Genomic DNA, 22,722 nt, shown 5'->3' with positions numbered 1-22,722 from the left:
GGTAAAATCTTCCTTTTTAAGACCTTTTTTTAGGGGTTTTTGCAGGGGAATCAATAAGTAGATTATAAGAAATTTAAAGAGATGGTTTTTGTTATACAGAAGCCATCTTTTTTTTGTACCGAATTTTACGGCTATCAGCGATTATGAAGAGTAAATTTAGTCTCATAGATTGTACCGTCGAAATTTGCGATAAAAATAAAAGGACCCACCCTTTATTCTTACAAAAATTACCAAGAGAAGCTTGTATAATTATAAATGGAAGGAGGTGCACCAAAAGCCAAGCTAAATTAACTTAATATTATGAAAAACTGGAGGGATTTTTTATGAAAAGGGCTGCTAAACTATTGGGTGTAGGTTTGATATTTATGTTATTGTTGTCTTCCATTGCTATGGCACAGCCACAATCAATTCCAAACGGTCCGTATGTAGAACGCGAGCAAAACGTATCCTTTTCTAGTTTTATGACTAATGAGGAACTGGCAGACACTTTGAAGAAGATAGAAGCGTCTTCAAAGGGAAAGATGGAATTAGAAGTGGTAGGATATTCCAATGCTATTAATGGTGACCTTATGGAGGAAGAGGGTTTCCCGCTTTATGTTGCCAAATTCGGTGGAGCTGATGATCCGAATAAAAAGCGGGTTTTAATTACCACTCAAATACATGGTAATGAACCCTTGGGCACAGAAGCTATGGTTGAGTTAATGAAACAATTTGCCGGCAGCGGTAAAGAATTCAATGAAATTTTAGACAATGTTACGGTATGGTTTATGCCCAGAATAAATCCTGATGGTGCAATGAATGAGGTGGAGGGAAAATGGTCCCCTCAGAGAAGGACGCATCAACTCTGGGATCCTGAATTTCTAGGTTTACCCGCCGGAACTGAAGCACCATGGTATTACCGTGATAGAGAAAAGGGTTATGACGAAAACAGGGATTACAATCCTAATCTTGACTTCAGGCCTGAAGATTTTATTACTGAAGCGGATACTGAAGGTATGACTTTAGAGCAAGTCTTAAATAACGGCGACAGAAATAATAGTGATTTCGGCGGTTTTTATGTAACACCTGAGTCTAGAATAGTTACCAAAGTGTTTAAAGAACTAGATCCAGATGTATATTTTGATATTCATCACAGGGGTTTTAATACAGTGTCAGAGGAGGATATTAGGTCAGTACCTATTCAGATAGCTGCTGTAGTTGCAGACCCATATACTGACCCGTTTACCGGTAATGAATACGAAGTCGATGACTCCGTACTGAAGCTTGGTAAGCAGATTAATGTTGTAGGTTATCAAGCCATTCAACGCGGATTTTCTCATTATGGTGCTATTCAGAAGTATCCAGATGTTAATTTACCAGGTACTTCTTTAGGAGCCTTTGCTTTAAACGATACTGCTATTATGCTCATTGAAATTAAGGGGCAGAGTGGCAGTTTAGGGCAAAAGCAAAATGGTATGCTTAAGCAGACTGCTAAAGTTCCGGTATATGAGATTTTAAAATCTTTAGCAGATGGGTCAGTTTCCGATGTTGATGAATCACTATACGATGATATTCCGGAGTCATCTAACCGCATGCGCGACCCATCAACGATGGAGTAAGTTTGTTAAGAGCCTTGGTTTTATACCGGGGCTCTTAACTTTTTAGCTAGGCTTTGTCATCGGGCTTGAGATTTTTAAAGGACCCCACAGGGGTGGATAAGCGGTAATTTCGGGGTGGGGAGGGGTTAAAATTGAAAATAAACAGTTGGCCGGAGGCAAAGGAAATATATAATAAAAATAGAATTTATTAATGGAGGAGTTATAAAACCATAATTTAAGTGAGGACTATAAATGATAATTCGACCCGATAATAAATTCACTTTACTGCTGCCTGGTTTCCTAACTTTTACTGCAATCATTTTCAGTCAAATAGGTTATAGCCTAATGGCGATTGCTGTAGTTGGGTTAAGCCTGGGTTTTATAATGCAAAGATCTAGATTTTGTATTGCCTCGGCGTTTAGTGATTTTTTGTTATTTCGTGACGGGAATTTGTTGAAAGCATTGGTGGCTTTTATTTTTGTTTCAACATTGGGTTTTACTTTTATACAAATTACTGGCGGGGAGGGATACCTAGTAACCGTTGGGTGGCGAACTGTTCTTGGAGCATTATTGTTTGGCTTTGGAATGACTATAGCGGGTGGCTGTGCAGCGGGGACGTTAATGAGAATTGGTGAAGGATATCTATTATTTATTCCCACATTGTTAGGTTTAATCTTTGGCTCAGTTATGGGTGCTTACCATTATGGTCTTTGGGGTAGTATTAAGCATTCCTCCGTAGTGGTATTTTTTCCTGAAGTTTTTGGGTGGCCGATAGCTATATTGGTTCAATTATTGGTTTTGGTCGGGATAATGGTTTTAATATTACATTTTGAAAAAGCTGCTAAAAATGAGATGCTCCGAAAGGAAGGTGGGGAAAATCACTCAATATAATTTAGACTTATTGGGTTATGTGTGCCCGGTGCCGTTAATGCGGACAAAGGAAAAATTTCAGGAACTAGCTCCGGGGGATGTATTAATTTTAGAGACCGAGCATGCCAGGGCAGTAAGGAATATACTTGATTGGGCATGCCGGGAAGGTTTTACCATCGATGTCGATGAGGAAGGGGCCGGTGTCTGGCAGGTTAGAATAGAAAAATAATGGGTTGGGATAAAGATGAAGAATAATACTATTTTTACCGGATTGCCCTATTGGTTGGGAGGAGTAGCGCTCGGACTGCTTAATATTGTTGTGTTTATGCTCAGTGAAAAACCGTGGGGCATTACAACCGCTATGTCCCATTGGGGTGCAGAATTTAGTAAGTTTTTTGGTGCGGCCCCTGAGCAGTGGTTATACTTTGGGGAAATTCAGATGCATAACCACTTAACTGAATACCAACCGTTTTTGATTGGCACTTTATTAAATATTGGTATCATCTTTGGGGCTATGTTTGCTGCCCTGATTTATCACGAATTTCGTATTCGCCGCCCGAGAAATATAAAACAAGTGATGGCGGCACTGCTGGGCGGTCTTTTTATGGGGTACGGTGCCCGTTTAGCCGGCGGCTGTAGTGTCGGTGCTTTGGTTGGCGGCAGTGCTTCCTTATCGCTGCATGGCTGGGTATTTGGCATATTTCTTTTACCGGGTGCTTGGTTGGGACTTAAGGTGATTTCCCGTTACCTTACTAACTAATGAATTTTTTAAAATTCGGATTTAACAAAAGGACCTTTCTTCGGGCACAGTCAAAAATCGGATGAAACGCTTAGTAATTGTCGGTTGGTTTTTCTCTGGCCGGTAGATAATTTGGAAATTTATATCAGAAACAATATCTTTTATTTTAACCTCTCTCAGAGTCGCCCGCCTAATTTCCTTTTTTACGGAGAGTTTGGAAACGATTGCAACTCCAAGGCCTGATTCAACCGCTGATTTAATGGCATCAATACTGCCCATCTCGGTAACTACCTGTAAGTCGGTCAGGTCAAGTCCATTAGATTGTAAGAATTCTTCCCATAGCTTTCTAATTCCTGAGCCCTGTTCTCGAATAATTAAGGGTTCTTTTTTTATTTCCGTTAACGTGATTTCTTGGATATCTAGCCATTTCCCCTTTGGAGGAGTAATTAAGATTAATTCGTCCTGGAATACATCAGTAGCTTCTAAATCCTTATGATTAATAGGGCCTTCCACCACGGCCAGGTTTACTTGGTTGTTTAATACCGTTTTAATAATTGTGGCTGAATTGCCAATTTCTAAACTAATATCAACAGTGGGGTACTTTTCTTTAAAGGCCCATATACTGCATGGTAATGTGTAATTTCCGATGGTTGAACTTGCACCCACGACTAATTTTCTATTTTCTTTGCTCAAGACCTTGTCGATTTCTTTCTCCATAGCATCATGTAAGTCTAAAAGCTTCTGGGAATGCTTATAGACAACATCGCCAACTTCAGTGAGAGAGACACCGTAGCTATGTCGGTGAAAGAGCTTAGCGCCGTAATAATTCTCCATAGAGATAATGTGATTACTGACAGCCGGTTGAGTCATGTATAGCAGTTTTGCTGCTTTTGAAAAGCTTTTTATTTGAGCAACCATACAAAATATTTCTAATTGGTTAATCTGCATTAGCATAACCCCTTTAAAGATTATATTATGGAATTATTTCGCTATTCATTATGGTTATCCTTTTAAGTAAATATTAAGAATATTCGCTTCTATAACACATTTCTATATGGTTATGTGGAACGCTGATGGCATATAAAAAGGTTAAAAGAAAACTGACATGGAATTGTGAATAATATAAATAACAAAAGGATCTCCTGTATGTGAATTTAAGACTAATTGTTTTTGGCAAGGTCGTGAAATAGATCACAATACTGTAAGTCATGAGACTGTAGTCCAGAGGCCGGTGTTTTTTGCTGGCCTCTGATTTTTTTTAATCAAAAATTCAGTTAGGGAGGGGGGAGTGAATTGAAAAGATATACAGTTTTGATTTTAATTGTGATAGTAATCACAATTATCAGTGGTGTGACAAATGCAACTGCAAAGGAAACTGAGCCAAAACCCTTTAAAACCAAAGAGCAATGTTTAAGCTGCCACGAAAAAGAAACTTTTGGTATTGAAAAAGAGGGAAAGAAGATCTCGCTATATGTGGATCAGGAGAAATATGAGAATTCGGTGCATGGTCAGTTTGCTTGTATCGGCTGCCACAAATTTGAGGAACCTCATCAATACGGGAAAGTGCTGACAAACAGAGTATCTGAAAAATGTGCCAACTGTCACACCGGAGCTACCTTCGAGTATAGCCGCAGTGTGCATAACCAAAACAGCGAACAGGAGCAGCCAAATTGTGTCGATTGTCATGGGGGCCATTATATTAAGAAAATTGACGGAGTGGATTCTCCCGTCGCGGCGGTTAGTCTTGCCGATACCTGTGGGCAGAAATGCCATGCTCAAGAGAGTGAACATTTTAAAGAGAGTTTTCATGGCAAGGCCGCAGCTCTTAATGCGGAAAATTCCGCAGATTGCGTCACCTGTCATGGATATCACCAAATTCTGAGTCAAGACAATCCAGTCGCTATGACTAGTGAGGAAAAGAAATCTTTTCTCTGCAAAAGCTGTCATGGCAGCAGTCTATTAGGAACGGAAAGCATGGAGCACTATGTAATACAGCCAGAGGGTTATAGTTTGCCGATGTATTTGACAAAAGAGATATTCATATGGCTTATCTTGGTTGTTGTCACTGTTTTCTTATTGCACATTGAGTTAGATTTATTCCATCGTTTGCGAACTGCTTTGACTAGGAAGAAAGATGAAACAAAGGGGGTGTAAAAATGACTGGAACATCAACTATGTACAAACGTTGGGATATTCATCAGCGCCTTCAGCACTATCTAACGGTGATAAGTTTCTTAAGCTGCGCCGTAACCGGTATCGTGATTAAATTCGCGTATACAACGTGGGCGCAGAGCTTTGCCAAGTTATTTGGTAACTTCAATACATTATTTGCAATACATTTGGCTGGGGCTGTCATCATGATTATTGCGGGAGTTTATCATTTGTTTTATTTGGTGCATAGAGTTTTCAAGGGCAATTTAAGGGGAACTATGCTGCCTGTTTGGAAAGACCTAAAGGATTTTGCATTAAATATTTGTTTTTACTGTGGTTTAACAAGAAGTGCACCGCAGTTTGCGAAATACTCCTATAAAGAAAAGATAGATTACTTGGCAGAATACTGGGGTACGCCGCTGATGATTATTACTGGCTTGATTTTGTTATATCCGGGAAAAGCAATAGCTATCATGCCCAGGTGGGTCATTGAATGCTCGCATTTTGCCCACCAGGGAGAAGGAATGCTTGCCTTTTTGGTTATTTTTACCTGGCATATTTACGCGGTACACTTTTCACTGGATTTTTTCCCCATGAATAATGTTTGGCTAACTGGTAAAGTAAGCCGGGAAGTAATGGAACATGAATATCCCTTGGAGTTAGCCCTTATTGAGAACAAGGAGGGATCGTTGGATGGCAGGGAAGTACCACAACAACCTAGTGCTACTCATTAGTGAGATTATGTTATATGCTGCTATATTGATTGCTTTATATCTTTATTTCCTACCACAGGTGCTTACTTAACTAAAAGGAGGTGAAATCATTGACTAAAAATAGAAACTACTATGGACTGCTGCTTCTCGTAATCATTGCCATATTGATTGCTGCAGCTTTTGCCGGGTGTGCTCAACAAACAACTGTTGCTACAAATGCTATACCAAAGACCCCGGCGGAAGCAGGGATTGAGATTTTAGACAGTACCAGTTGCGAAGGATGCCATACGGATGCTGAAGCAATAAGTGCCTATGAAAAGCCGGAGGGGGAAGGGGAAGTAGAAGAAGCCGGTGGCGGTTGAGGAGCTCCGCCTCCAAAGCTTTCGCTGACCGACAAGTTTGTCGTGTCTCAGGATTTTTCTACAACTACCCATGGGTTTATTAGCTGTCGCAGCTGCCACGGCGGCAAGAACGCTATGGAACCTGAAACTGCTCATGAAGGAATGATAGAAAGTCCCGCATCACCCGAATGGAACGATGAAGGTTTGCAATTTGGTGTCTGTGAAAAGTGTCATGATGACGTTACAGAATTTTATGCTGAATCGCTGCATTACACACAAAATGGTCAAGTTAATTCTATGATTTCATATACCCATGAAGGCATATTGGCGGAAGGGACAAATGCCATAACCAAGGGTTGGGAATTGGATTGTAACGAATGTCATGCAGAATGCGGCGGCTGTCATGTAAGCCGACCTAAGGTACAGGAAGGCGGATTGCTCTCAGCTCACCAGTTTGAAAAGGTTCCACCAATGGAGAAAACTTGCGTAGGCTGCCACTCTACAAGAAACGGCGGAGAATTTATTGGTAATGTGGGGCCGGCTGCTGATACCCATTATTATGATTACGATATGGTGTGCACTGATTGCCATCCTAAGTCAAATTTTCATGGCACCGGGGATTTACCGGAAAACATGCATGTTAAGGAGGATTTACCAACCTGTATTTCAGCCAATTGTCATGCGGATACCTTGTCAGAGGAAAAGGGTATTGAAATGCACTTAGCGCATGAGGACCCCGATTTGCTATCGTGTTCCGTCTGTCATTCTCAAGAGGCGCATGGGTGCAGTGATTGTCATGTTTCCTATAAGGATGAAAAACAGAACAGTGTTTTACCTTCTTCAAAAGTTATTGACGTTTTTAAAATTGCCAAAAATCCTAATCCGACAGAACTGCATCCTAATAAATTCATTACGGTACGGCATATGCCGATGGTTCGTGATTCGCTTGAGGGTATGGGCTATCCTGAACTAGATAACTTCGATAAAATATCCAGCTGGAAGGAATCACCAACGCATAATACCCAGTTGTACACACCTCAGGCAGCTGATTGTAATTCTTGTCATGGAGTGGAAAAGGTCTTTCTTACCGAAGAGGATATTCTGCCCACCGATAGTAAGGCATCTTTAGAATATGTGGTGACGGAGATTCCTGAAGCCATTGAGGCTAAAAAGTAAAACACAAAGGGGGAAGTTAAATGTTTTTTAAAGGACAAAAGTTAAAGTTTTTTGGCTTGTTATTGGTATTAATTTTTAGTATTAGCTTGGTTGTGGGCTGCGGAGGGCAAGGCCAACTGGCAGAAACACCTGAAAAACCGCAAGTTGAACAAGCTGCACCCAAGGAAGACACCGGTTCTAAGGTCGACGCACAGCAAGTTATTTTGGACGCTGCTACTAAATACTATGAGAAAATGCCAAGTCACATTTATAAGATTACTAGCGATGAAGTTAAAGACCTGCTTGATAGTGGGACCCTAGAGGATTACTTGGTATTGGATATCACGGGGCATGATCATTATGCTGAGGGTCATATCCAAGGAGCAATTGATATTCCGTTTGCTGAGCTTGGGCAGAATCTAGACTTAATTGCTACTAATGCCAAGGGTAAGAAGGCAGTGCTGGTGGTATGTTGGACAGGGCAAACAGCTGGACAAACGGTAGCAGTGTTAAATATGTTGGGCATAAATGCTAGAAGCATCAATTTAGGAATGGAATTAGGCTGGAAAGCAAAGAATTATCCCATGGTTCAAGACGCCGTTGAGCTTAAGGCGGCAGAAGCATATGATTGGGGCGATAAACTGCCTGTTAAAGAAGCTGTGGAAAAATATTTTGACAAAATGCCAAGTAACGGGATGTTTAAAAGTTATAAAATTTCCGAGCCAGATCTGAAGGATCAGCTGGAGAAAAACCCGGAAAAATTCGTAATGATCGACATTAGGGGTCATGAAGAGTATGCCAAAGGAACCGTCACTGGCGCTATTGATATTCCTTTTAAAGAAGTTTCCAAGCATTTCGCTGAGATTACAGAAATGGCAAAAGGTAAAACTGCTGTAGTAGCCTGCTATACAGGGCAGACTGCCGGCCAAACTGATGCTGTATTAAACCTCATTGGAATTAAGACAGTATCGCTTAATAGAGGAATTAATGCCGGCTGGGTTGAAGGAAATGGATTTGAGCTGGTAAAGCAATAACTTCTTGTGGACCTCCTTTCATATATATACCATTTAGCAGCGTGCTTTCGGCACGCTGCCTTTTTTTGTGCAGTACACATAAAAAATTACTTTTAAATGGTGCAAAAGGATTAGTTGTGCGTCTGTCTGATGAAACCAACTGGGGCTAAAGGACAGTATCGTTTGTGTTCTCCATTAATGTATCAGCATTGACGAGAATTTTAATAAATTTTTCTACTACATCAGGGTCAAATTGTGTTCCGGAATTTTTTCTAAGTTTCTGTAGAGCTTCAAAATAAGAAAACGCTTTTCGATAAGGCCTATCAGAAGTCATCGCCTCAAAGGCATCTGCCACTGCAATAATTCTACCTTCCAATGAAATATCTCTTCCTGCTAAGCCATAGGGGTATCCTTTGCCATTGAAACGTTCATGATGTTGTTCGACCCAATCAGCAATTTCTTTAAAATCATTCATATCGCGCAAAAGTTTTGATCCGTATTCTGGGTGTTTCTTAACAAGTTCAAACTCTTCGTTAGTTAACTTTCCTGGTTTGTTAAGCAGGTTAGTTGGCAATCCAACCTTGCCAATATCATGTAGTAAACCAGCAATAGTTAGTTTCTCCAGCTTCTTTTCATCAAAACCGTAAGCACTGCCTATTTGGCGGACGTATTTTGCCACCTGCTGGGAGTGGGTATTGGTATAGTGGTCTTTTAAGTCAACAACCCTAGAAGTCAACTTCACTATTTCCTGGTACCTCTCATTTAATTTTGTGGAAAAGTCTATAGTCTTTAGGTAATTTGCTAAAGAATAACTTAACAATGTTATCACTTGCATTTGGTCTTTTCCGAAAGCATGGGTATGATTACAGTTAGCCATAATAATAAGTCCATAAGGTTCATTTGCATACACATTTGGTGAGATTACTAAGCTCTTAACATCATGTAAGAAATCACGTAATCCGGGGATTGACCTAGAATTCTCAAACCAACGTCGGTACTGTTCGTCATTTTCTGCATCTGTGATAGTCCTTGTTTTATTGTCTTCAATAACTAGTTGATAGCTTAATTTGCTAAAATTATTAATTTTTAAACGGGTCATTTTTAACTCTTTGGCAATATCCTTTAAATATATAACACCATGGTCTTCAAAGGGGAAAATAAAAGCAGCCTTATCTGTGTAGTTTATAAAACGGGAATAAGTTTCAAGCAGTTCTGCAATCTGATCTAAATTCTCAGCTTTACTCATAGCAAGACCTATTTCGTTAAGGGATTCAATTATATTCTGTGTTTTAGAGAGTTTAGATTGTTGTATCTTGAGGTCGTCTGCATTCTTTTGGAAGTGTTTTTTCAAGAGGGTGCTTTTTCGTGACATAAAGCCAATAAATAACGCGGTACTAAATGTTATGCTCACGTGTATAAGGGTATCCGCGATATGATGTTCAGAGTAGGACGCGTAATAAAAGCCAGCTGCTGCCAGTAGGCCCGCTGTAAATACTTCCTTAAAGCCATAGAAGTAGCCCATAAATAAAAATTCAACAACGTATAGTGGGTGGAGGACACTATGGGTGTCACCCGTTACTTTTACCAAAACGGAAATTAAAGCCAAATCAATAATCATTGCCGGAAACGGTTCAATACGATACAAAAGTTTGATTCCAAACATTTTGAGGCTGACAATTAACACATAAACAAACAAACCAATCCATCCAATAAAAGTTAATAGCAAGACGTTATCAGGTTTTAGAAAGGCAGTCACCATAACTACGAACACTAACAATATTCTGTACGTTTGAAGCCATTTATGTATTGGACTGAGAGAACTAATAGAAAAAACCCCTTTCTTAAAGGTTACGTGTTATTATCCTTTGTTTTGTCGGGTCTCAAGTGGGTTCCATGCTTAACCTGCCTAATTAAATAATATACGTGTTTTAGTTTAAAGGCAAGCTGTGAAGAAGGCCATAACAGGTGTGCTGGGCACCGCGCGAATTCTATATTTTAAACACTTTGGAAGGATATTTACCTATAATACTTTCATCAAATAGACTTACTGTTTGGTGTTGCGAGTAGTATTACCCAGTTATTTGAGCCCCTATTGTTCCTTATGTACGTTGATATCCAAATCTATATGGTAATTAAATTTTTGAACCTCAAACAGATACCTCAGGAATGTGTGTTACGGGGAAAGCAATATTTACTCCCGTTAATTGCCGCTATTACACTATCTTGTGGAACCGTATATTATCAGTTAATAAGCTATTGACATTAACGTTGCGTAAAGGTGTAAAGTAAGGTTATAAGGGGGACGGAAAGATGGAATATACAGTACAAAAGCTCGGCAGTCTGGCAGGCGTTAGCACTAGAACACTAAGGTATTATGATGAAATAAGCATTCTTAAGCCGGCAAGAATTAATTCGTCAGGATATCGGATTTATAGGCAGGCGGAAGTTGATAGGCTACAGCAAATACTATTCTACAGAGAATTGGGTGTGAGTTTAGAAAGCATCAAAAATATAATAACGGCACCTTCCTTTGATGCAGCAAATGTACTAAGGGAACATCGCGAAAAGCTCCTAAAAAAGAGAGAACAGTTGGATATATTGATAGCCAATGTGGATAAAACTTTAGCTTCAAAAGAAGGGAGACTTAAAATGACGGATAAAGAAAAATTTGAAGGATTTAGACTAAAAATGGTTGATGATAATGAGAAGAAATACGGTGAAGAAATTCGGAAAAGGTATGGCAATGATATTATGAATCAGGCGAATGAAAAATTCAAGAATATGACACAAGAAGAATATGAAGCAATGACAAGTCTTGAAATTCAAGTTAGGGAAGTACTTTCCCAAGCAATTAAAACTGGTGACCCGGCAAGTGACCTAGCTCAAAAAGCAGCTGGTTTGCACAAGCAGTGGATAACCCTTTGTTGGGGACAATATAGTAAGGAGGGCCATGCCGGGCTAGCCCAAATGTATGTCGATGATAACAGGTTTAGAGCATATTATGATCAAAAGCAGCCGGGTACAGCAGCCTTTTTAAGAGAGGCAATTCTCATTTATACTGGCTAGAAAAGGCTAAGATTAGATTAGTCTCGAAGTCAGCACACTTCTTTTGGTCCTTTTTATTAACCGATTTCTTTTCCCTTTCCTGCTTTCGTAACCCAAAATGCTCTTTGGTCTAATTTCAAACTCAATGCAGGGATTATTAGGATGAATCCCTAATTGGAAAAGGTGAAAGAGAATGTTAGAAAGAGGAGAAGACATCGGTTGAAAGTTTGCCCGGAATGTTATAGTGACAACATTGAGAGAACTTCATCTATTGGCTTACGCGTGGTACTATTGTGCTGTTATTCGTTCCCTTTGGGATATTCTTCTGCTGGATTCCTTTTGCTTTTCCACATACCTTCAGGTGTAATGTTTGCGGTAAGGAAGGTAAAGAAGAGGAATTGATTGGAATGGATTGGCGAGAAAAAGAGGTTCTATTAGAGCATCAAAAGGCCCTGGAGAAAAATATAGAACCAATAATCAGTAAGTGGTTTAATTATAACGACAGCTTTTATAAAGTTGTTAAAGGTAAAGGGCTCCTTTTATTACTGGAGGTTACGGAAGGGAATATTGTACCACTACGTATTGAAGATTATTTATCCGAGAGTAACACGTTAAAGGTAAAAGATAAATTGGGTAAGGACTTTAGAGTAATGGTACTTAAGAGTGTTGTGCAAGATAGAGATAGCACTGTAAATAAATATGAACCTTATGCGGGTGGTTACTCTGCCCAAGAAATTACCGAAACTACGCTGACCCCTTTTGGCAGGGAGTTAATTACTGAGGAAGAGCTAGCATCTTTCAAAAGTGGGATGGATGATTTGCGACAATTTTTAGAAGAGAGAGGGTTGATGGTAGACGCTTTAAAAATTACTACCAATTAGTACCTTAGAGCCTTGGTTTTCATGCCGAGGCTCTTTATAATCTAGATTACTACTTAACTGTTACCATGATTTTCACAAATATCAGTGCGGGTTTTGTTAAAAAATATGGTTAAAGCAATCTCGAACTGAAGGTGAATGAAATGTGGCGCAAGGCATCAATAGTTTCTTTAATCGTAGTGACATTGGCGATAATTATCTATGGTTTTTTACTTGGAACTGTACCGCCGATACAAAAGCCAATCCCTGGTCAGAATAAAAAGCCACCTACCCCGACATCAGGCAAAAAGCTTATCGAAGATAAAGAACATATCCTCTACCAAAATTAAGACACTATAACCTTACAAAATAAAGCTAATGGCATGGAAAAAACATTAAGAATTGGTGAGGCTGCATTAAACCGCACTGAGATATTTACTGATAAAGCGCTTGGGCAGGTTCCGTTGATTAATGAAACATTTGAGAAAGGCATTCTCTTGGTTGGTGACAAAGAAAGTTTTGTGGTACAGATTATGCCTGAATTTAGCCTCTTAAGTAGATACCCGACTATTTATAAAACCAAAGATTATATCCTAATAAATAAAGAGAAAAATCGTCTATATTTTTTTCAACAAGGATTGTTGGCAAAAGAATATACTGTGTCGACAGGGAAAGAACCTTACTATACCCCTGAGGGAGTGTTTGAAATAACTAATAAGCTTTTATATCCTAAAGGAAAGGCTCCTGAAGCACCAATGGGCCCTAGATGGATGGGGATGGAGGTTCCCTTTGCTAAGGATAGGCGTGGTAATAAGGTTGACGGAGGGCCGGATCACCGGGCACCCAAAGGCCAAAAATACGGCATTCATGGAACTAATGATGAGACTACTATTGGCACTGATGCTTCCGGGGGATGCATCAGAATGTATAATAAAGATGTGAAAGAATTGTACGACATGGTATCCATTGGTACCATGGTGGAAATCGAATGATCCGGAACTATTTATTGCTTCACTTTTTTAACGATTGGGGATAAAATGTAGTAAAACATCAAAAGGTTGTGGTTTATAAGAAAGCTAGCCGAGAGCCACTTCCTTGGTAGGTGTTTTTGGACAGCAGGGAGTTGAATTCTATGGGCTCATTATCCCCATCTATTGGGTTAAACCTTTTCACCGTATATTATAATTACCTACAAAACTTTATTTTAGGTCATCATCTGACATCAATAGGATGGATTGTCGTGCTTTCTTTGATTAGGCCATTTACCTTGATACCCATTTCTATGCTGGGCTTTATCGTAGCGGCCACCCACTCGTCTCTTGGAAGTATCATTATTCTCAACATATCCGCCTTCATTAGTTCTACAGTTATCTTTTCTATCTCCCGCAGATTTGCAAATCCTTTACTGAAATACTGGGCCAATAATCGGTGGTTGAAGAAAACAAAACAATACGGATTCGAAACCATATTGTTTCTACGTGGGAGTATGTTGGTACATTTCGACATTTTATCCGCAGTATCAGGTACAACCAATGTCCCGTTTACCTCTTTTTTTACGGCTTCGTTTTTAGGATTTTTGCCGGAAACCTTGGTTTATGGATTGCTGGCCGCGGTCATTAATGATTTTAGCAAGTTCTATCTGGCTGCGCCCGTTTTTCTACTCTATTTCATTGTAGTTGTGCTTATCAGGAAAAAAGTAAAGCAGATAAACGAAACTAGTACAGGTTAATTTGTGTTGATTTAAACACAATATGGGATGGTATACTAGATAATAAATGAGCTTCAATCGGTGGATTGAGCTTAGTTTTAATAAATTTGTTATTTATTAGTCACGGATGTTAGTTTCTCCCCATCGGTCAAACAGATTATGGGAGATATTAAGGCAATCAAGGATTTTGCCAATGGTTTGATTAATAATGTCATCAATGGTCTTGGGCATGTGATAGAAGGACGGCATAGGCGGCAGTAGTATCCCGCCGGCGGCAGCAATTATTTTCATATTTTCTAGATGAATCACATTTAGTGGTGTTTCCCGAGGAACTAGTATCAATTTCCTTTTTTCTTTTAAGGCCACATCAGCTGTTCGGCTGATTAAGTTATCGGTATACCCGTGAGCAATGGCCGCTAAGGTTTTCATGCTGCAGGGGGCAATAACCGTTGCGTCTACATGATATGAACCGCTGGAAACTGCTGCTGCCAAATTGTCGAAGTTATATACTTTGGCTGCGAGCGGCCTAATATCAGCCAAGGTGTAATCAGTTTCAAAGTGTATGGTTTTCTCTGCCCAGGGACTGATAATTAGTTCGATATCGTGTCCCTTTTGCTGCAGGACTTCCAGCAGTCGTATACCGTACATGGCACCGCTGGCACCGGTTATTCCTAAGACTATTTTCATAACTTCCTCCTTTACCAATGCGCATCATAAAAATTATAACATAAAAACATTTGTTGAAAAATTAAATTGGCAGGAGGTGGGACAAGTTTCGACCTTTCTTACGGTCGGACTAACTATTCTTCTTCAGAACCCTCATCATAATTATATTCCTGTTCCAATTCACCGGCTGAAACTCTGGGGATGTCTACAGCGTACATCTTTTTTAATTCCTCTGCGGTAGTATCCCGCCATTTTGCGGATAATGGGACATGCGTACTTTTATCTGTCAGGTTCTTTTCCTTATTATCTTCCTTGGTCAATTAAATCACCCCTTAAGCATAGTTTCTTACCAAAAGCTTAGAAACATGATGGAACTTTTAGGAAAATTAATTCTTATGAAGGATGTCCTAAACAGATGTCCTAAAGCTAATAAATAGATGTTATCTTAAGCCTAGACTTCATAATGGTAAAAAAGGACAAAAAGGTTGACAAATTTCGCTGCAAGTTCTACAATCTTTTCAAGCAATCTTTGTTTTTGGTGCAGATACAAATATACACACTGGGAGGACATTGCCGTTGAGCGGAATACAATTAGCAGATAGAGTAAAGTTATTGGAGACAGAGTCAGCATTTGAAGTCTTGGAAAAGGCCAATCGTTTGCAAGCTCAGGGTATGGAAGTGGTTCACCTGGAAATAGGGGAACCGGATTTTAGTACTGACAGTAGTGTTTTGCAGGCTGCTGCCAGAGCATTAGAGGAAGGGCACACCAAGTACGGCCCGCCGGTAGGGCTGCCTGCACTGCGCCAGGCGATTGCCGGTCATGCCGGCGCCAGGCGGGGGATAGAAGTGCTGTCGGAGCAGGTAGTGGTTACACCGGGTGCAAAACCAATTTTGTTTTTTGCCATGCAGGCCTGTGTCAACCCGGGTGATGAAGTTATCCTGCCTGATCCTGGTTTTCCGATTTACCAGTCTGTGATTCGCTACTGTGGTGCCGTTCCTAAGCATGTCCCTATTATTGAGAAGGATGACAACTTTACCATGGACCTTGATGCATTGGAGGCGGCAATTACCCCTCGTACTCGGGCAATTATTTTAAATTCGCCGCATAACCCTACCGGCGGCATTATTCCGCAGGAGGATATGGCTGCCATTGTGTCTTTACTGCAGGATAAAAATATTTTGGTCATTTCTGATGAGATTTATAGCGATATTTATTATGATGAGCCGCCAATTACCATAGCTTCTTTTCCGGGAATGCGTGAGAAGACCATCATTATTGATGGGTTTTCCAAAAGTTACGCTATGACCGGTTGGCGATTAGGTTATGGTATTATGCCTAAAATGTTGGTGGAGCAATTCAGCAAGCTGGCAGTTAATGTTCATTCCTGTACGCCGCCCTTCGTGCAGTTGGCCGGTGTGGAGGCTCTTAAAGAAGGGCAAGCAAGCCTGGAACGAATGGTCAAGGAGTTCAAAGAAAGAAGAGATATTTTAGTAGAGGGCTTGCGAAACATCAATGGCTTTCGCTGTCCTACTCCTAAGGGGGCCTTTTATGCGTTTCCCAATATAGAGGGCACTGGGTTTGATAGTAAAACCTTGGCCAATAAGCTGTTGGAAGAAGGTGGTGTCGCGGCTCTCAACGGCAGTTCTTTTGGTGAAGCAGGGAATGGCTATCTGCGTTTCTCTTACGCCAATTCGCAGGAGAATATTACAAAAGCGCTGGAAAAAATAGATGCGGTACTCTCCTCGAAAAAAACTCGAAACATTATCTAACATGAAAAACCCGCTTATAAGCGGGTTTTTTGATGCCTTTTAAAAAAGAAGGGCTTAAGGGTTCATCTTACCTTAGGCATTAAGGAGTTTGGCAATGGGGGTGCCGGGACGCACCATATTGGCCAGCACCACGAAGGGAATAGGAAATTCCTGGATACCCGCTGCATGGGGGAAATAGGTAATTTCTTGGAAATAGATCACCAAATCAGTAGGAGTAAGATAGTATCCTTCGTTATCAGTAATAGTTATGAACTCTGTAATTGTGGGTAAATCACGCTTTTTTATTTCTCGCTTAATGATGTCGCTGATAACTATGCGGTCATTGGCACCCGGCTTGAATAATTCGTAAAGTTCGTAAGATTTACCGGTACCTAAATCTACAGTTAAAGAATCCCGTATGGTGATACCATTAGCTGCCATGCGGCGAATTGTGAAAACGTCAATCCACAAACTCAAGATACCATCCTGATTAACGGTGATTTCATAACGGCCGGTGACATTGACGGTACAGCCTTCCGCATCTTCTACATCTGTGGGTACTAAGCTATTGACCATCTGTTCGATCATGCTGTTAATTTTGTTTTCCACATTTTGGTCAATTAGTGATACCTGGGGATATATCACATCGATACATTCTGTTTCAATACTTTTTTCTGCTATTCCGGCTGAAAGATCATGATGAGACAATGGACAGCCTCCTTTCTCTGATTTTAGCTGTTGTGTTCTTTTTCTATTAGTTTATTCCAGGGGTGTGACAGTTGCTATTAAATTTGAAGCTGCTAATTATTTTGGTCTTAAGCAGGAAAGTGCAGAATATTTAAATAATATAGTAACAAAGGCATTTACAAGGAGGTTTAAAAATGAGAGAGAAAATAAAAAAATATGCAGTGGAGCTTGGCGTAGAAGATGTGGGTATTGCCGCAGTGGAAGATTACCAAAGCCCTCAGTCACCGGCACTGGAAAGTATTTACCCAGGAGCTAAAAGCATGGTGGTGCTGGCATACAGGGAATTGTCCACCTGTGAAAGCCCAAACCCGCAGATTGCTATGAACGGCAGGCTAGATGTAATGGAGTTTTCTCGTTCCTGCAATTATAAGGTGGCCCAGTTTTTAGAAAGGGAGTGTGGTGCCAAGGCTATGACCGTACCTGCCTCTTGGCCGATGGATATTAATAACAAAACTAAAGGGGTAATCGGGGAGGTTTCCCTGCGGCATGCCGCCATAGCAGCGGGATTGGGGGCGTTTGGCAGGCATAATCTGGTGGTACACCCCCAATTAGGCAGTCGGATGATCTTTACTGCGATACTATCTGATTTGGAAATCACCTCTGATGCGCCGCCAAAGGAGAACCCATGCGACCAATGTAATCAATGCGTAGAGGCATGTCCGGCGCAGGCTTTAAATGAAGAGGGTAAAACTGACTTTTTCAAGTGCTTAAAGAACTCCCAGCCTTATGGTCTGGGAGGGAACATTCGTTTTTGGAGTAAGTTTGCTGACGCATCACCGGAAGACAGGAAAGAAATGCTGCGGGATGATTATTTTTGGCGGTTATATCAGGCAGGGTTTATTGGATTTCAATATTTCTGCTTCAAATGTCTTGCTGCCTGCCCCGTAGGACAAAGGTAGTTAGATACTAAAAAAAAACGGCCCATCTTCTCATCGGAGAAGATGGGCTTTTTTGAATGTTTAGGCAATTATAGGTTCGGAGAGGAAAAACGATTACCTTAAGATTGCGAAGGCGATGAAATCGCTTTTCTTGAGCTTTAAAGTTAACTGTGAGTGATGTCACATCAGATTAGTGATAGGAATCATATGCCATATTTGGAAAGTCCGATAGGATTTTAGTAAGCGGACACCTTAAGATAAAAATTTGAAAGGATGGTGTAAATGGCAAGTTCACGAACACATCGGAATCTCTTTATTGTTGTTTCACTTCTAAGTCTCACGGTGTTTATATTTCTTACTATTGACTCGCTGCAGCACATTCAGGCTAGTTCACCACCGCTTACTGTCAGCGTGGTAGAGGGTAAGAAAGTGTGGCAGCGGGAAAACTGTATCAATTGCCATACAATTTTGGGTAATGGTGCTTATTTTGCGCCTGACCTAACCAAAGAGGCCAGTAAGCGCAGCAGTGATTGGCTGATGAAGTTTCTTCAAAACCCTGATGCGGTAATGCCGGGAACGGCTATGAGCTCGGTGCAGCTTGATGCTGCGGATGCAGAGAATGTGGTACGTTTCTTGGAATGGGTGAACGAGGTGGATACTAATGATTGGCCGCCCGAGGCGATAATGTCCAGCGATTCCTCGTCGACACGCACCGGGCAGGAGCAAGAAGGTAGCGGTGCTGATAGCGGTAAAGGAAGTGGCCTTGACGGTAAGAACATCTTCCTCACTGCAGGATGCACAAACTGCCACACGGTTGACGACCGTGGCGGCAATGTAGGTCCTGACCTATCCCATATTGGTGGCAAACGCAGTGACAAGTATCTACGTAACATTATCAGCAGCCCTGGTTCAGTGATTCCGGGATCTATTATGCCTGCGGCAGATCTTTCTGAAGAAAAGCTGGATGCTTTGGTTAATTACTTAGTGACATTAAAATAGGAGGTGCAGAACATGAAGTATAAATCTCAAAGGGCGGCCTATCCGTATTTTGTGCTGGCAATGATATTGTTTGGCTTGCAGGTGCTTTTTGGCCTGGTTATAGCGGCACAGTTTATCTGGCCGCAGTTGTTAAGGAATATTCTGCCCTTTAGCGTTGGCAGAGAGGTTCATCTGAATACTATGGTTTTTTGGCTGCTGCTGGGATTGATGGGTGCGACATACTACTTAGTTCCGGAAGAGACCCAATCTGAGCTATATAGCACAAAGCTCGCTTCTTTGCAGTTTTGGCTGTTAGGCCTGACAGGAGTTGCCACGGTGGTGGGCTTCCTCTTTGGTTGGACAGAAGGACGAGAATATATTGAGGCGCCGCGACTGCTAGATTGGTTGATTGTCATTGGCGCGCTTATTTTCCTTTTCAATGTGTTAGCGACTATTTTGAAATCTCGGCGCTGGACCGCCATTATGGGAGTTCTGTTTGCCGGTATGACAGGGTTATCATTAATGTATTTGGTAGGCATGAAGTTTTTCGGCTCGATCAGTGTGGACCAGTTTTTTTGGTGGTGGGTTATCCACTTCTGGGTTGAAGGAACATGGGAGTTAATCGCTGCGGCCATTACTGCTTATTTACTGGTAAAGCTCACCGGCGTGAATACTAAAGTGGTGGCAAAATGGCTGTATATTGAAGTAACTCTAGTGGTCTTTACCGGAGTATTGGGTATTGGACATCATTATTACTGGATTGGCACGCCTAAGTACTGGTTAATGATAGGCGGGCTGTTTGGCTTACTCGAGCCAATTCCCATACTACTGATGGTTATTGATACCCTTCGTCACACGAAGGGCATGAAGACAGCAGGTACCAATCGGGTGGCGCTGCTGTGGCTGGTTGGTGCTGCTATTACCCACTTTGTCGGCGCCGGTTTGATGGGTGTGGTGCAGACATTACCCTCAATTAATAAGTGGACGCACGGGACCCAATTGACTGCTGCCCACGGTCACTTGGCTTTTTACGGTGCTTTTGCCATGCTGGTGATAGCGGCTATGTATTACATGGTTCCGGAGATGACCGGTGCACTGGTTTCCCGTAAAAGCGGTTCCCGTATCTTTTGGATGATGCTGCTCAGTATGTGTGCCATGAGTCTGATTATGTTTGGCGCGGGCATCACCCAGGTGTATATGGAGCGGATTATGGGCCTTGATTTCACCTACGTCAAGAACAGCTTTACCAACTTCTGGTTGTTATGGCGTTTAGTTGCCGGTTTCTTCTTTGCTTGGGGGACGTTGTGGCTGGTCAAAGACAGCCTTGGCTTATTTTCCGGTTCTACGGAATATTACCAAACAGGGGTAACTTATGAGGATTATATTAATAAGGGGTGATTATTGATGAGAGTAACTGAAGAATTGGTGCATGAACACGAAGTGATTAAGCGGTTATTGGGATTGTTGGAAACTGCCTGTAGACGTCTGGATGATGGTAAGGAAGTAGATATGGATTTTTTCCACGGTTCAGTAAGCTTCCTGCGGCAATTTGCGGATACCTGCCACCATGGTAAAGAAGAAAAGGTGCTCTTCCCAGAACTAGAACGGGTAGGTGTGCCGGTGGATGGCGGCCCTATCGGCCAAATGCTCACGGAACACGAGCGGGGCAGGAAGCTGATTGCCGCAATTGAGGACGGCGCTGACCACCACCGCCTCACCCAAATAAAAGAAGCGGCGAGGAGTTACGTAAATATGCTGCGTGACCATATAGTCAAAGAAAATGAAGTGCTGTTTCCCCTGGCGGATAAATTGATGATAGAGGAAAAAGGGGAAAAGGTGATAGCGGAGTTTGAGAGAATTGAGGTTGATGTGATGGGTGAAGGTGCCCACGAAAAACTGCTGGGAGAGCTTGATAGATTGGCTGACTACATGAAATAACCGGCAGTGTATATGCCAGGCCCGAGCTCCAAGATAGCTTGCCTTATCGGTGAGCTGTCTTTTTTTATGTATGGGAAATTATGGGTTGTGGATAATTTCCTATACATGGGGAGTTGGTAAGGGGCTGAGCTCTTCAGTATTTTGAGTAAGTATTTACCTATGGTATAATATGGTGATAGAATTGGGCAAGGTTGCGGCTTGGTCAAAACATACTATTAGAGGGAGTTTTATCATGAATATATTGCGACCTGATTTATATGTTGATTCCCTGCACGACATACCTATGGGCCGACTTCATAACAAGGGTATTAGGGGTTTTGTGCTTGATTTGGATAATACCATCACTGAATGGAACAACAAAGAGGTTACCCCGGAAGTAATAGAGTGGTTTAAAAAGGCGGATGCTAAGGGTTTTAAGCTTTGCATTGCCTCAAATAATAATGAAGACCGAGTAGCCCGGGTCGGGAGGATGTTGGGTGTACCCTTTTTATCCAAGGCAGCAAAACCCCGGAGGCGTGCGTACAGGAAGGCCTTGTCTTTGCTGGAATTAGATCAAAAAGAGCTCGCGGTGGTTGGAGACCAGGTATTTACTGATGTACTGGGCGGCAATCGTGCCGGGTTGTATACCATCCTGGTAGCGCCAATTAGTTCTGTGGAGTTTTTCGGTACTCGTATCATGCGTCGGGTTGAGCGGCTGGTACTGCCATTTCTCAGTAAAAATGAGGTTAAATAATGAAGGAACGGATTTCGGGAACAACAAAAATTGTCGGTTTGCTGGGCTGGCCGGTGGAGCATTCTTTTTCTCCGGCGATGCATAATGCAGTTTTTGAATATCTGGATATGGATTACGCCTATATACCGTTTCCGGTGCCGCCTACAGGGTTGGCTCGGGCCGTGCGCGGCCTTTTTCAGGCGGGTGTAAAGGGTGTTAATGTTACTGTCCCTCACAAAGTGCGGGTAATGGACTGTCTAGACGAAATAGACCCCTACGCCCAAGCGGTGGGGGCGGTCAATACGGTGACGCTGCACCAAGGCCGATTGCAGGGTTACAATACCGATGGGGCAGGCTTCATTGCTTCCCTCGCTGAGGCAGGCTTTAATCCTACGGGAAAGAGGTTTCTTCTGTTGGGGGCCGGGGGGGCCGCCCGGGCGGCAGCCTTTGCCCTAGTTGGTGCAGGGGCGGATAAAGTATTTATTGCTAACCGTACATTCAACCGTGCCGAAGCATTAGCGGGGGCATTGCCGCCTAATATCGGAGCAGCCGCCGGATTTTTTCGAGATGATCTGACAAAGGTTATTGACGCATGTCATTGTTTAGTCAACACCACGTCGGTGGGGATGTATCCTCATGCCGGAGCACTACCCATTCCGGCTGAGCTTATCAAATCCCATTTGATAGTGGCGGACCTTGTCTATAACCCCGTTGAGACTGAGCTGTTGATTGAGGCCCGGGCGAGGGGATGTCGCACTGTCAGCGGACTAGGTATGCTCATTTATCAGGGAGCGGCAAGCTTTAAGATATGGACCGGCCGGGAAGCACCGGTGGAACTAATGCTTCAGGTACTCAAAAAGGAAAATCGGCAGTAAGTCTGTCGAT

26 protein-coding genes are annotated in these 22,722 nt (G+C 41.9%); 21 read left to right on the top strand and 5 right to left on the bottom strand.

Annotated elements, in window-relative coordinates; all coding sequences use genetic code 11:
* Positions 1–323 precede the first annotated feature (323 nt).
* The 4 genes from MFMK1_RS15235 (at position 324) to MFMK1_RS15220 (ending at position 3,207) form a co-directional block, all read left to right on the top strand.
* A complete protein-coding gene (locus MFMK1_RS15235; RefSeq protein WP_366922542.1) occupies positions 324–1,598 on the top strand; it encodes a M14 family zinc carboxypeptidase in 1,275 nt (424 codons plus the stop codon).
* Positions 1,599–1,829: 231 nt separating this feature from the next.
* Complete coding sequence (locus MFMK1_RS15230) at positions 1,830–2,468, top strand: YeeE/YedE thiosulfate transporter family protein (protein WP_366922541.1); 639 nt, start codon at positions 1,830–1,832, stop codon at positions 2,466–2,468.
* 37 nt (positions 2,469–2,505) lie between these two features.
* Positions 2,506–2,676 (top strand): sulfurtransferase TusA family protein, encoded by a 171-nt coding sequence (locus tag MFMK1_RS15225; RefSeq protein ID WP_366922540.1) that lies wholly within the window; start codon positions 2,506–2,508, stop codon positions 2,674–2,676.
* Between the two features lie 15 nt (positions 2,677–2,691).
* Positions 2,692–3,207, top strand: coding sequence for a YeeE/YedE thiosulfate transporter family protein (locus tag MFMK1_RS15220; RefSeq protein WP_366922539.1), 516 nt, complete (start codon positions 2,692–2,694; stop codon positions 3,205–3,207).
* A 21-nt stretch (positions 3,208–3,228) separates the two neighbouring features.
* Here MFMK1_RS15220 and MFMK1_RS15215 read toward each other — a convergent pair whose 3' ends face one another.
* Positions 3,229–4,134: a selenium metabolism-associated LysR family transcriptional regulator gene (locus MFMK1_RS15215; RefSeq protein ID WP_366922538.1), complete on the bottom strand. Its 906-nt coding sequence runs from the start codon at positions 4,132–4,134 to the stop codon at positions 3,229–3,231.
* 345 nt (positions 4,135–4,479) lie between these two features.
* Between MFMK1_RS15215 and MFMK1_RS15210 the strand changes: the two genes are divergently transcribed.
* The 5 genes from MFMK1_RS15210 to MFMK1_RS15190 all read left to right on the top strand — a co-directional run bounded on the left by MFMK1_RS15210 (position 4,480) and on the right by MFMK1_RS15190 (position 8,580).
* On the top strand, positions 4,480–5,340 hold the full coding sequence (locus MFMK1_RS15210; RefSeq protein ID WP_366922537.1) for a hypothetical protein: 861 nt from the start codon (positions 4,480–4,482) through the stop codon (positions 5,338–5,340).
* A gap of 2 nt (positions 5,341–5,342) precedes the next feature.
* A complete protein-coding gene (locus tag MFMK1_RS15205; protein WP_366922536.1) occupies positions 5,343–6,071 on the top strand; it encodes a formate dehydrogenase subunit gamma in 729 nt (242 codons plus the stop codon).
* Positions 6,072–6,160: 89 nt separating this feature from the next.
* Positions 6,161–6,412: a hypothetical protein gene (locus MFMK1_RS15200; protein ID WP_366922535.1), complete on the top strand. Its 252-nt coding sequence runs from the start codon at positions 6,161–6,163 to the stop codon at positions 6,410–6,412.
* A 114-nt stretch (positions 6,413–6,526) separates the two neighbouring features.
* Positions 6,527–7,567, top strand: coding sequence for a hypothetical protein (locus tag MFMK1_RS15195; RefSeq protein ID WP_366922534.1), 1,041 nt, complete (start codon positions 6,527–6,529; stop codon positions 7,565–7,567).
* 20 nt (positions 7,568–7,587) lie between these two features.
* Positions 7,588–8,580 carry a rhodanese-like domain-containing protein gene (locus tag MFMK1_RS15190; protein WP_366922533.1) on the top strand — a complete coding sequence of 331 codons (993 nt, stop codon included), beginning with the start codon at positions 7,588–7,590 and terminating at the stop codon, positions 8,578–8,580.
* Positions 8,581–8,725: 145 nt separating this feature from the next.
* Here MFMK1_RS15190 and MFMK1_RS15185 read toward each other — a convergent pair whose 3' ends face one another.
* Positions 8,726–10,318, bottom strand: coding sequence for an HD domain-containing phosphohydrolase (locus MFMK1_RS15185; protein WP_366922532.1), 1,593 nt, complete (start codon positions 10,316–10,318; stop codon positions 8,726–8,728).
* 551 nt (positions 10,319–10,869) lie between these two features.
* Here MFMK1_RS15185 and MFMK1_RS15180 point away from each other — a divergent pair.
* The 5 genes from MFMK1_RS15180 (at position 10,870) to MFMK1_RS15160 (ending at position 14,190) form a co-directional block, all read left to right on the top strand.
* Entirely contained in the window at positions 10,870–11,625 is a 756-nt protein-coding gene (locus MFMK1_RS15180; protein WP_366922531.1) for a MerR family transcriptional regulator, read from the top strand.
* A gap of 386 nt (positions 11,626–12,011) precedes the next feature.
* On the top strand, positions 12,012–12,485 hold the full coding sequence (locus tag MFMK1_RS15175) for a hypothetical protein (RefSeq protein WP_366922530.1): 474 nt from the start codon (positions 12,012–12,014) through the stop codon (positions 12,483–12,485).
* A 140-nt stretch (positions 12,486–12,625) separates the two neighbouring features.
* Complete coding sequence (locus MFMK1_RS15170; protein ID WP_366922529.1) at positions 12,626–12,811, top strand: hypothetical protein; 186 nt, start codon at positions 12,626–12,628, stop codon at positions 12,809–12,811.
* A gap of 33 nt (positions 12,812–12,844) precedes the next feature.
* Positions 12,845–13,453, top strand: a complete 609-nt coding sequence (locus MFMK1_RS15165) for a L,D-transpeptidase (RefSeq protein WP_366922528.1) — start codon at positions 12,845–12,847, stop codon at positions 13,451–13,453.
* 140 nt (positions 13,454–13,593) lie between these two features.
* On the top strand, positions 13,594–14,190 hold the full coding sequence (locus MFMK1_RS15160; RefSeq protein ID WP_366922527.1) for a TVP38/TMEM64 family protein: 597 nt from the start codon (positions 13,594–13,596) through the stop codon (positions 14,188–14,190).
* 96 nt (positions 14,191–14,286) lie between these two features.
* Here MFMK1_RS15160 and MFMK1_RS15155 read toward each other — a convergent pair whose 3' ends face one another.
* Together MFMK1_RS15155 and MFMK1_RS15150 are read right to left on the bottom strand one after the other, a co-directional pair.
* Positions 14,287–14,856, bottom strand: a complete 570-nt coding sequence (locus MFMK1_RS15155; RefSeq protein WP_366922526.1) for a UbiX family flavin prenyltransferase — start codon at positions 14,854–14,856, stop codon at positions 14,287–14,289.
* A gap of 113 nt (positions 14,857–14,969) precedes the next feature.
* Complete coding sequence (locus MFMK1_RS15150; protein ID WP_366922525.1) at positions 14,970–15,155, bottom strand: hypothetical protein; 186 nt, start codon at positions 15,153–15,155, stop codon at positions 14,970–14,972.
* A 256-nt stretch (positions 15,156–15,411) separates the two neighbouring features.
* Here MFMK1_RS15150 and MFMK1_RS15145 point away from each other — a divergent pair, with 256 nt between their 5' ends.
* Positions 15,412–16,605, top strand: a complete 1,194-nt coding sequence (locus tag MFMK1_RS15145) for a pyridoxal phosphate-dependent aminotransferase (RefSeq protein ID WP_366922524.1) — start codon at positions 15,412–15,414, stop codon at positions 16,603–16,605.
* Positions 16,606–16,677: 72 nt separating this feature from the next.
* Here the strand turns inward: MFMK1_RS15145 and MFMK1_RS15140 are convergent, their stop codons facing one another.
* Complete coding sequence (locus MFMK1_RS15140; protein WP_366922523.1) at positions 16,678–17,292, bottom strand: DUF3298 and DUF4163 domain-containing protein; 615 nt, start codon at positions 17,290–17,292, stop codon at positions 16,678–16,680.
* 173 nt (positions 17,293–17,465) lie between these two features.
* Here MFMK1_RS15140 and MFMK1_RS15135 point away from each other — a divergent pair, with 173 nt between their 5' ends.
* The 6 genes from MFMK1_RS15135 (at position 17,466) to aroE (ending at position 22,712) form a co-directional block, all read left to right on the top strand.
* Entirely contained in the window at positions 17,466–18,230 is a 765-nt protein-coding gene (locus tag MFMK1_RS15135) for an epoxyqueuosine reductase (protein WP_366922522.1), read from the top strand.
* A 261-nt stretch (positions 18,231–18,491) separates the two neighbouring features.
* Positions 18,492–19,208: a c-type cytochrome gene (locus tag MFMK1_RS15130; protein WP_366922521.1), complete on the top strand. Its 717-nt coding sequence runs from the start codon at positions 18,492–18,494 to the stop codon at positions 19,206–19,208.
* Positions 19,209–19,220: 12 nt separating this feature from the next.
* Entirely contained in the window at positions 19,221–20,585 is a 1,365-nt protein-coding gene (locus MFMK1_RS15125; protein ID WP_366922520.1) for a cbb3-type cytochrome c oxidase subunit I, read from the top strand.
* Between the two features lie 6 nt (positions 20,586–20,591).
* Entirely contained in the window at positions 20,592–21,125 is a 534-nt protein-coding gene (locus MFMK1_RS15120; RefSeq protein ID WP_366922519.1) for a hemerythrin domain-containing protein, read from the top strand.
* Positions 21,126–21,357: 232 nt separating this feature from the next.
* Positions 21,358–21,858: a YqeG family HAD IIIA-type phosphatase gene (locus tag MFMK1_RS15115; protein ID WP_366922518.1), complete on the top strand. Its 501-nt coding sequence runs from the start codon at positions 21,358–21,360 to the stop codon at positions 21,856–21,858.
* A complete protein-coding gene (gene aroE, locus MFMK1_RS15110) occupies positions 21,858–22,712 on the top strand; it encodes a shikimate dehydrogenase (protein ID WP_366922517.1) in 855 nt (284 codons plus the stop codon). The genes MFMK1_RS15115 and aroE overlap by 1 nt, the downstream gene beginning before the upstream one ends.
* Positions 22,713–22,722 lie beyond the last annotated feature (10 nt).

Source organism: Metallumcola ferriviriculae (assembly GCF_035573695.1).
GTDB classification, from domain to species: Bacteria; Bacillota; JADQBR01; order JADQBR01; family JADQBR01; genus Metallumcola; species Metallumcola ferriviriculae.
Note: the sequence above shows the minus strand (reverse complement) of the source record. Positions and strands in the feature narration are given on the sequence as shown.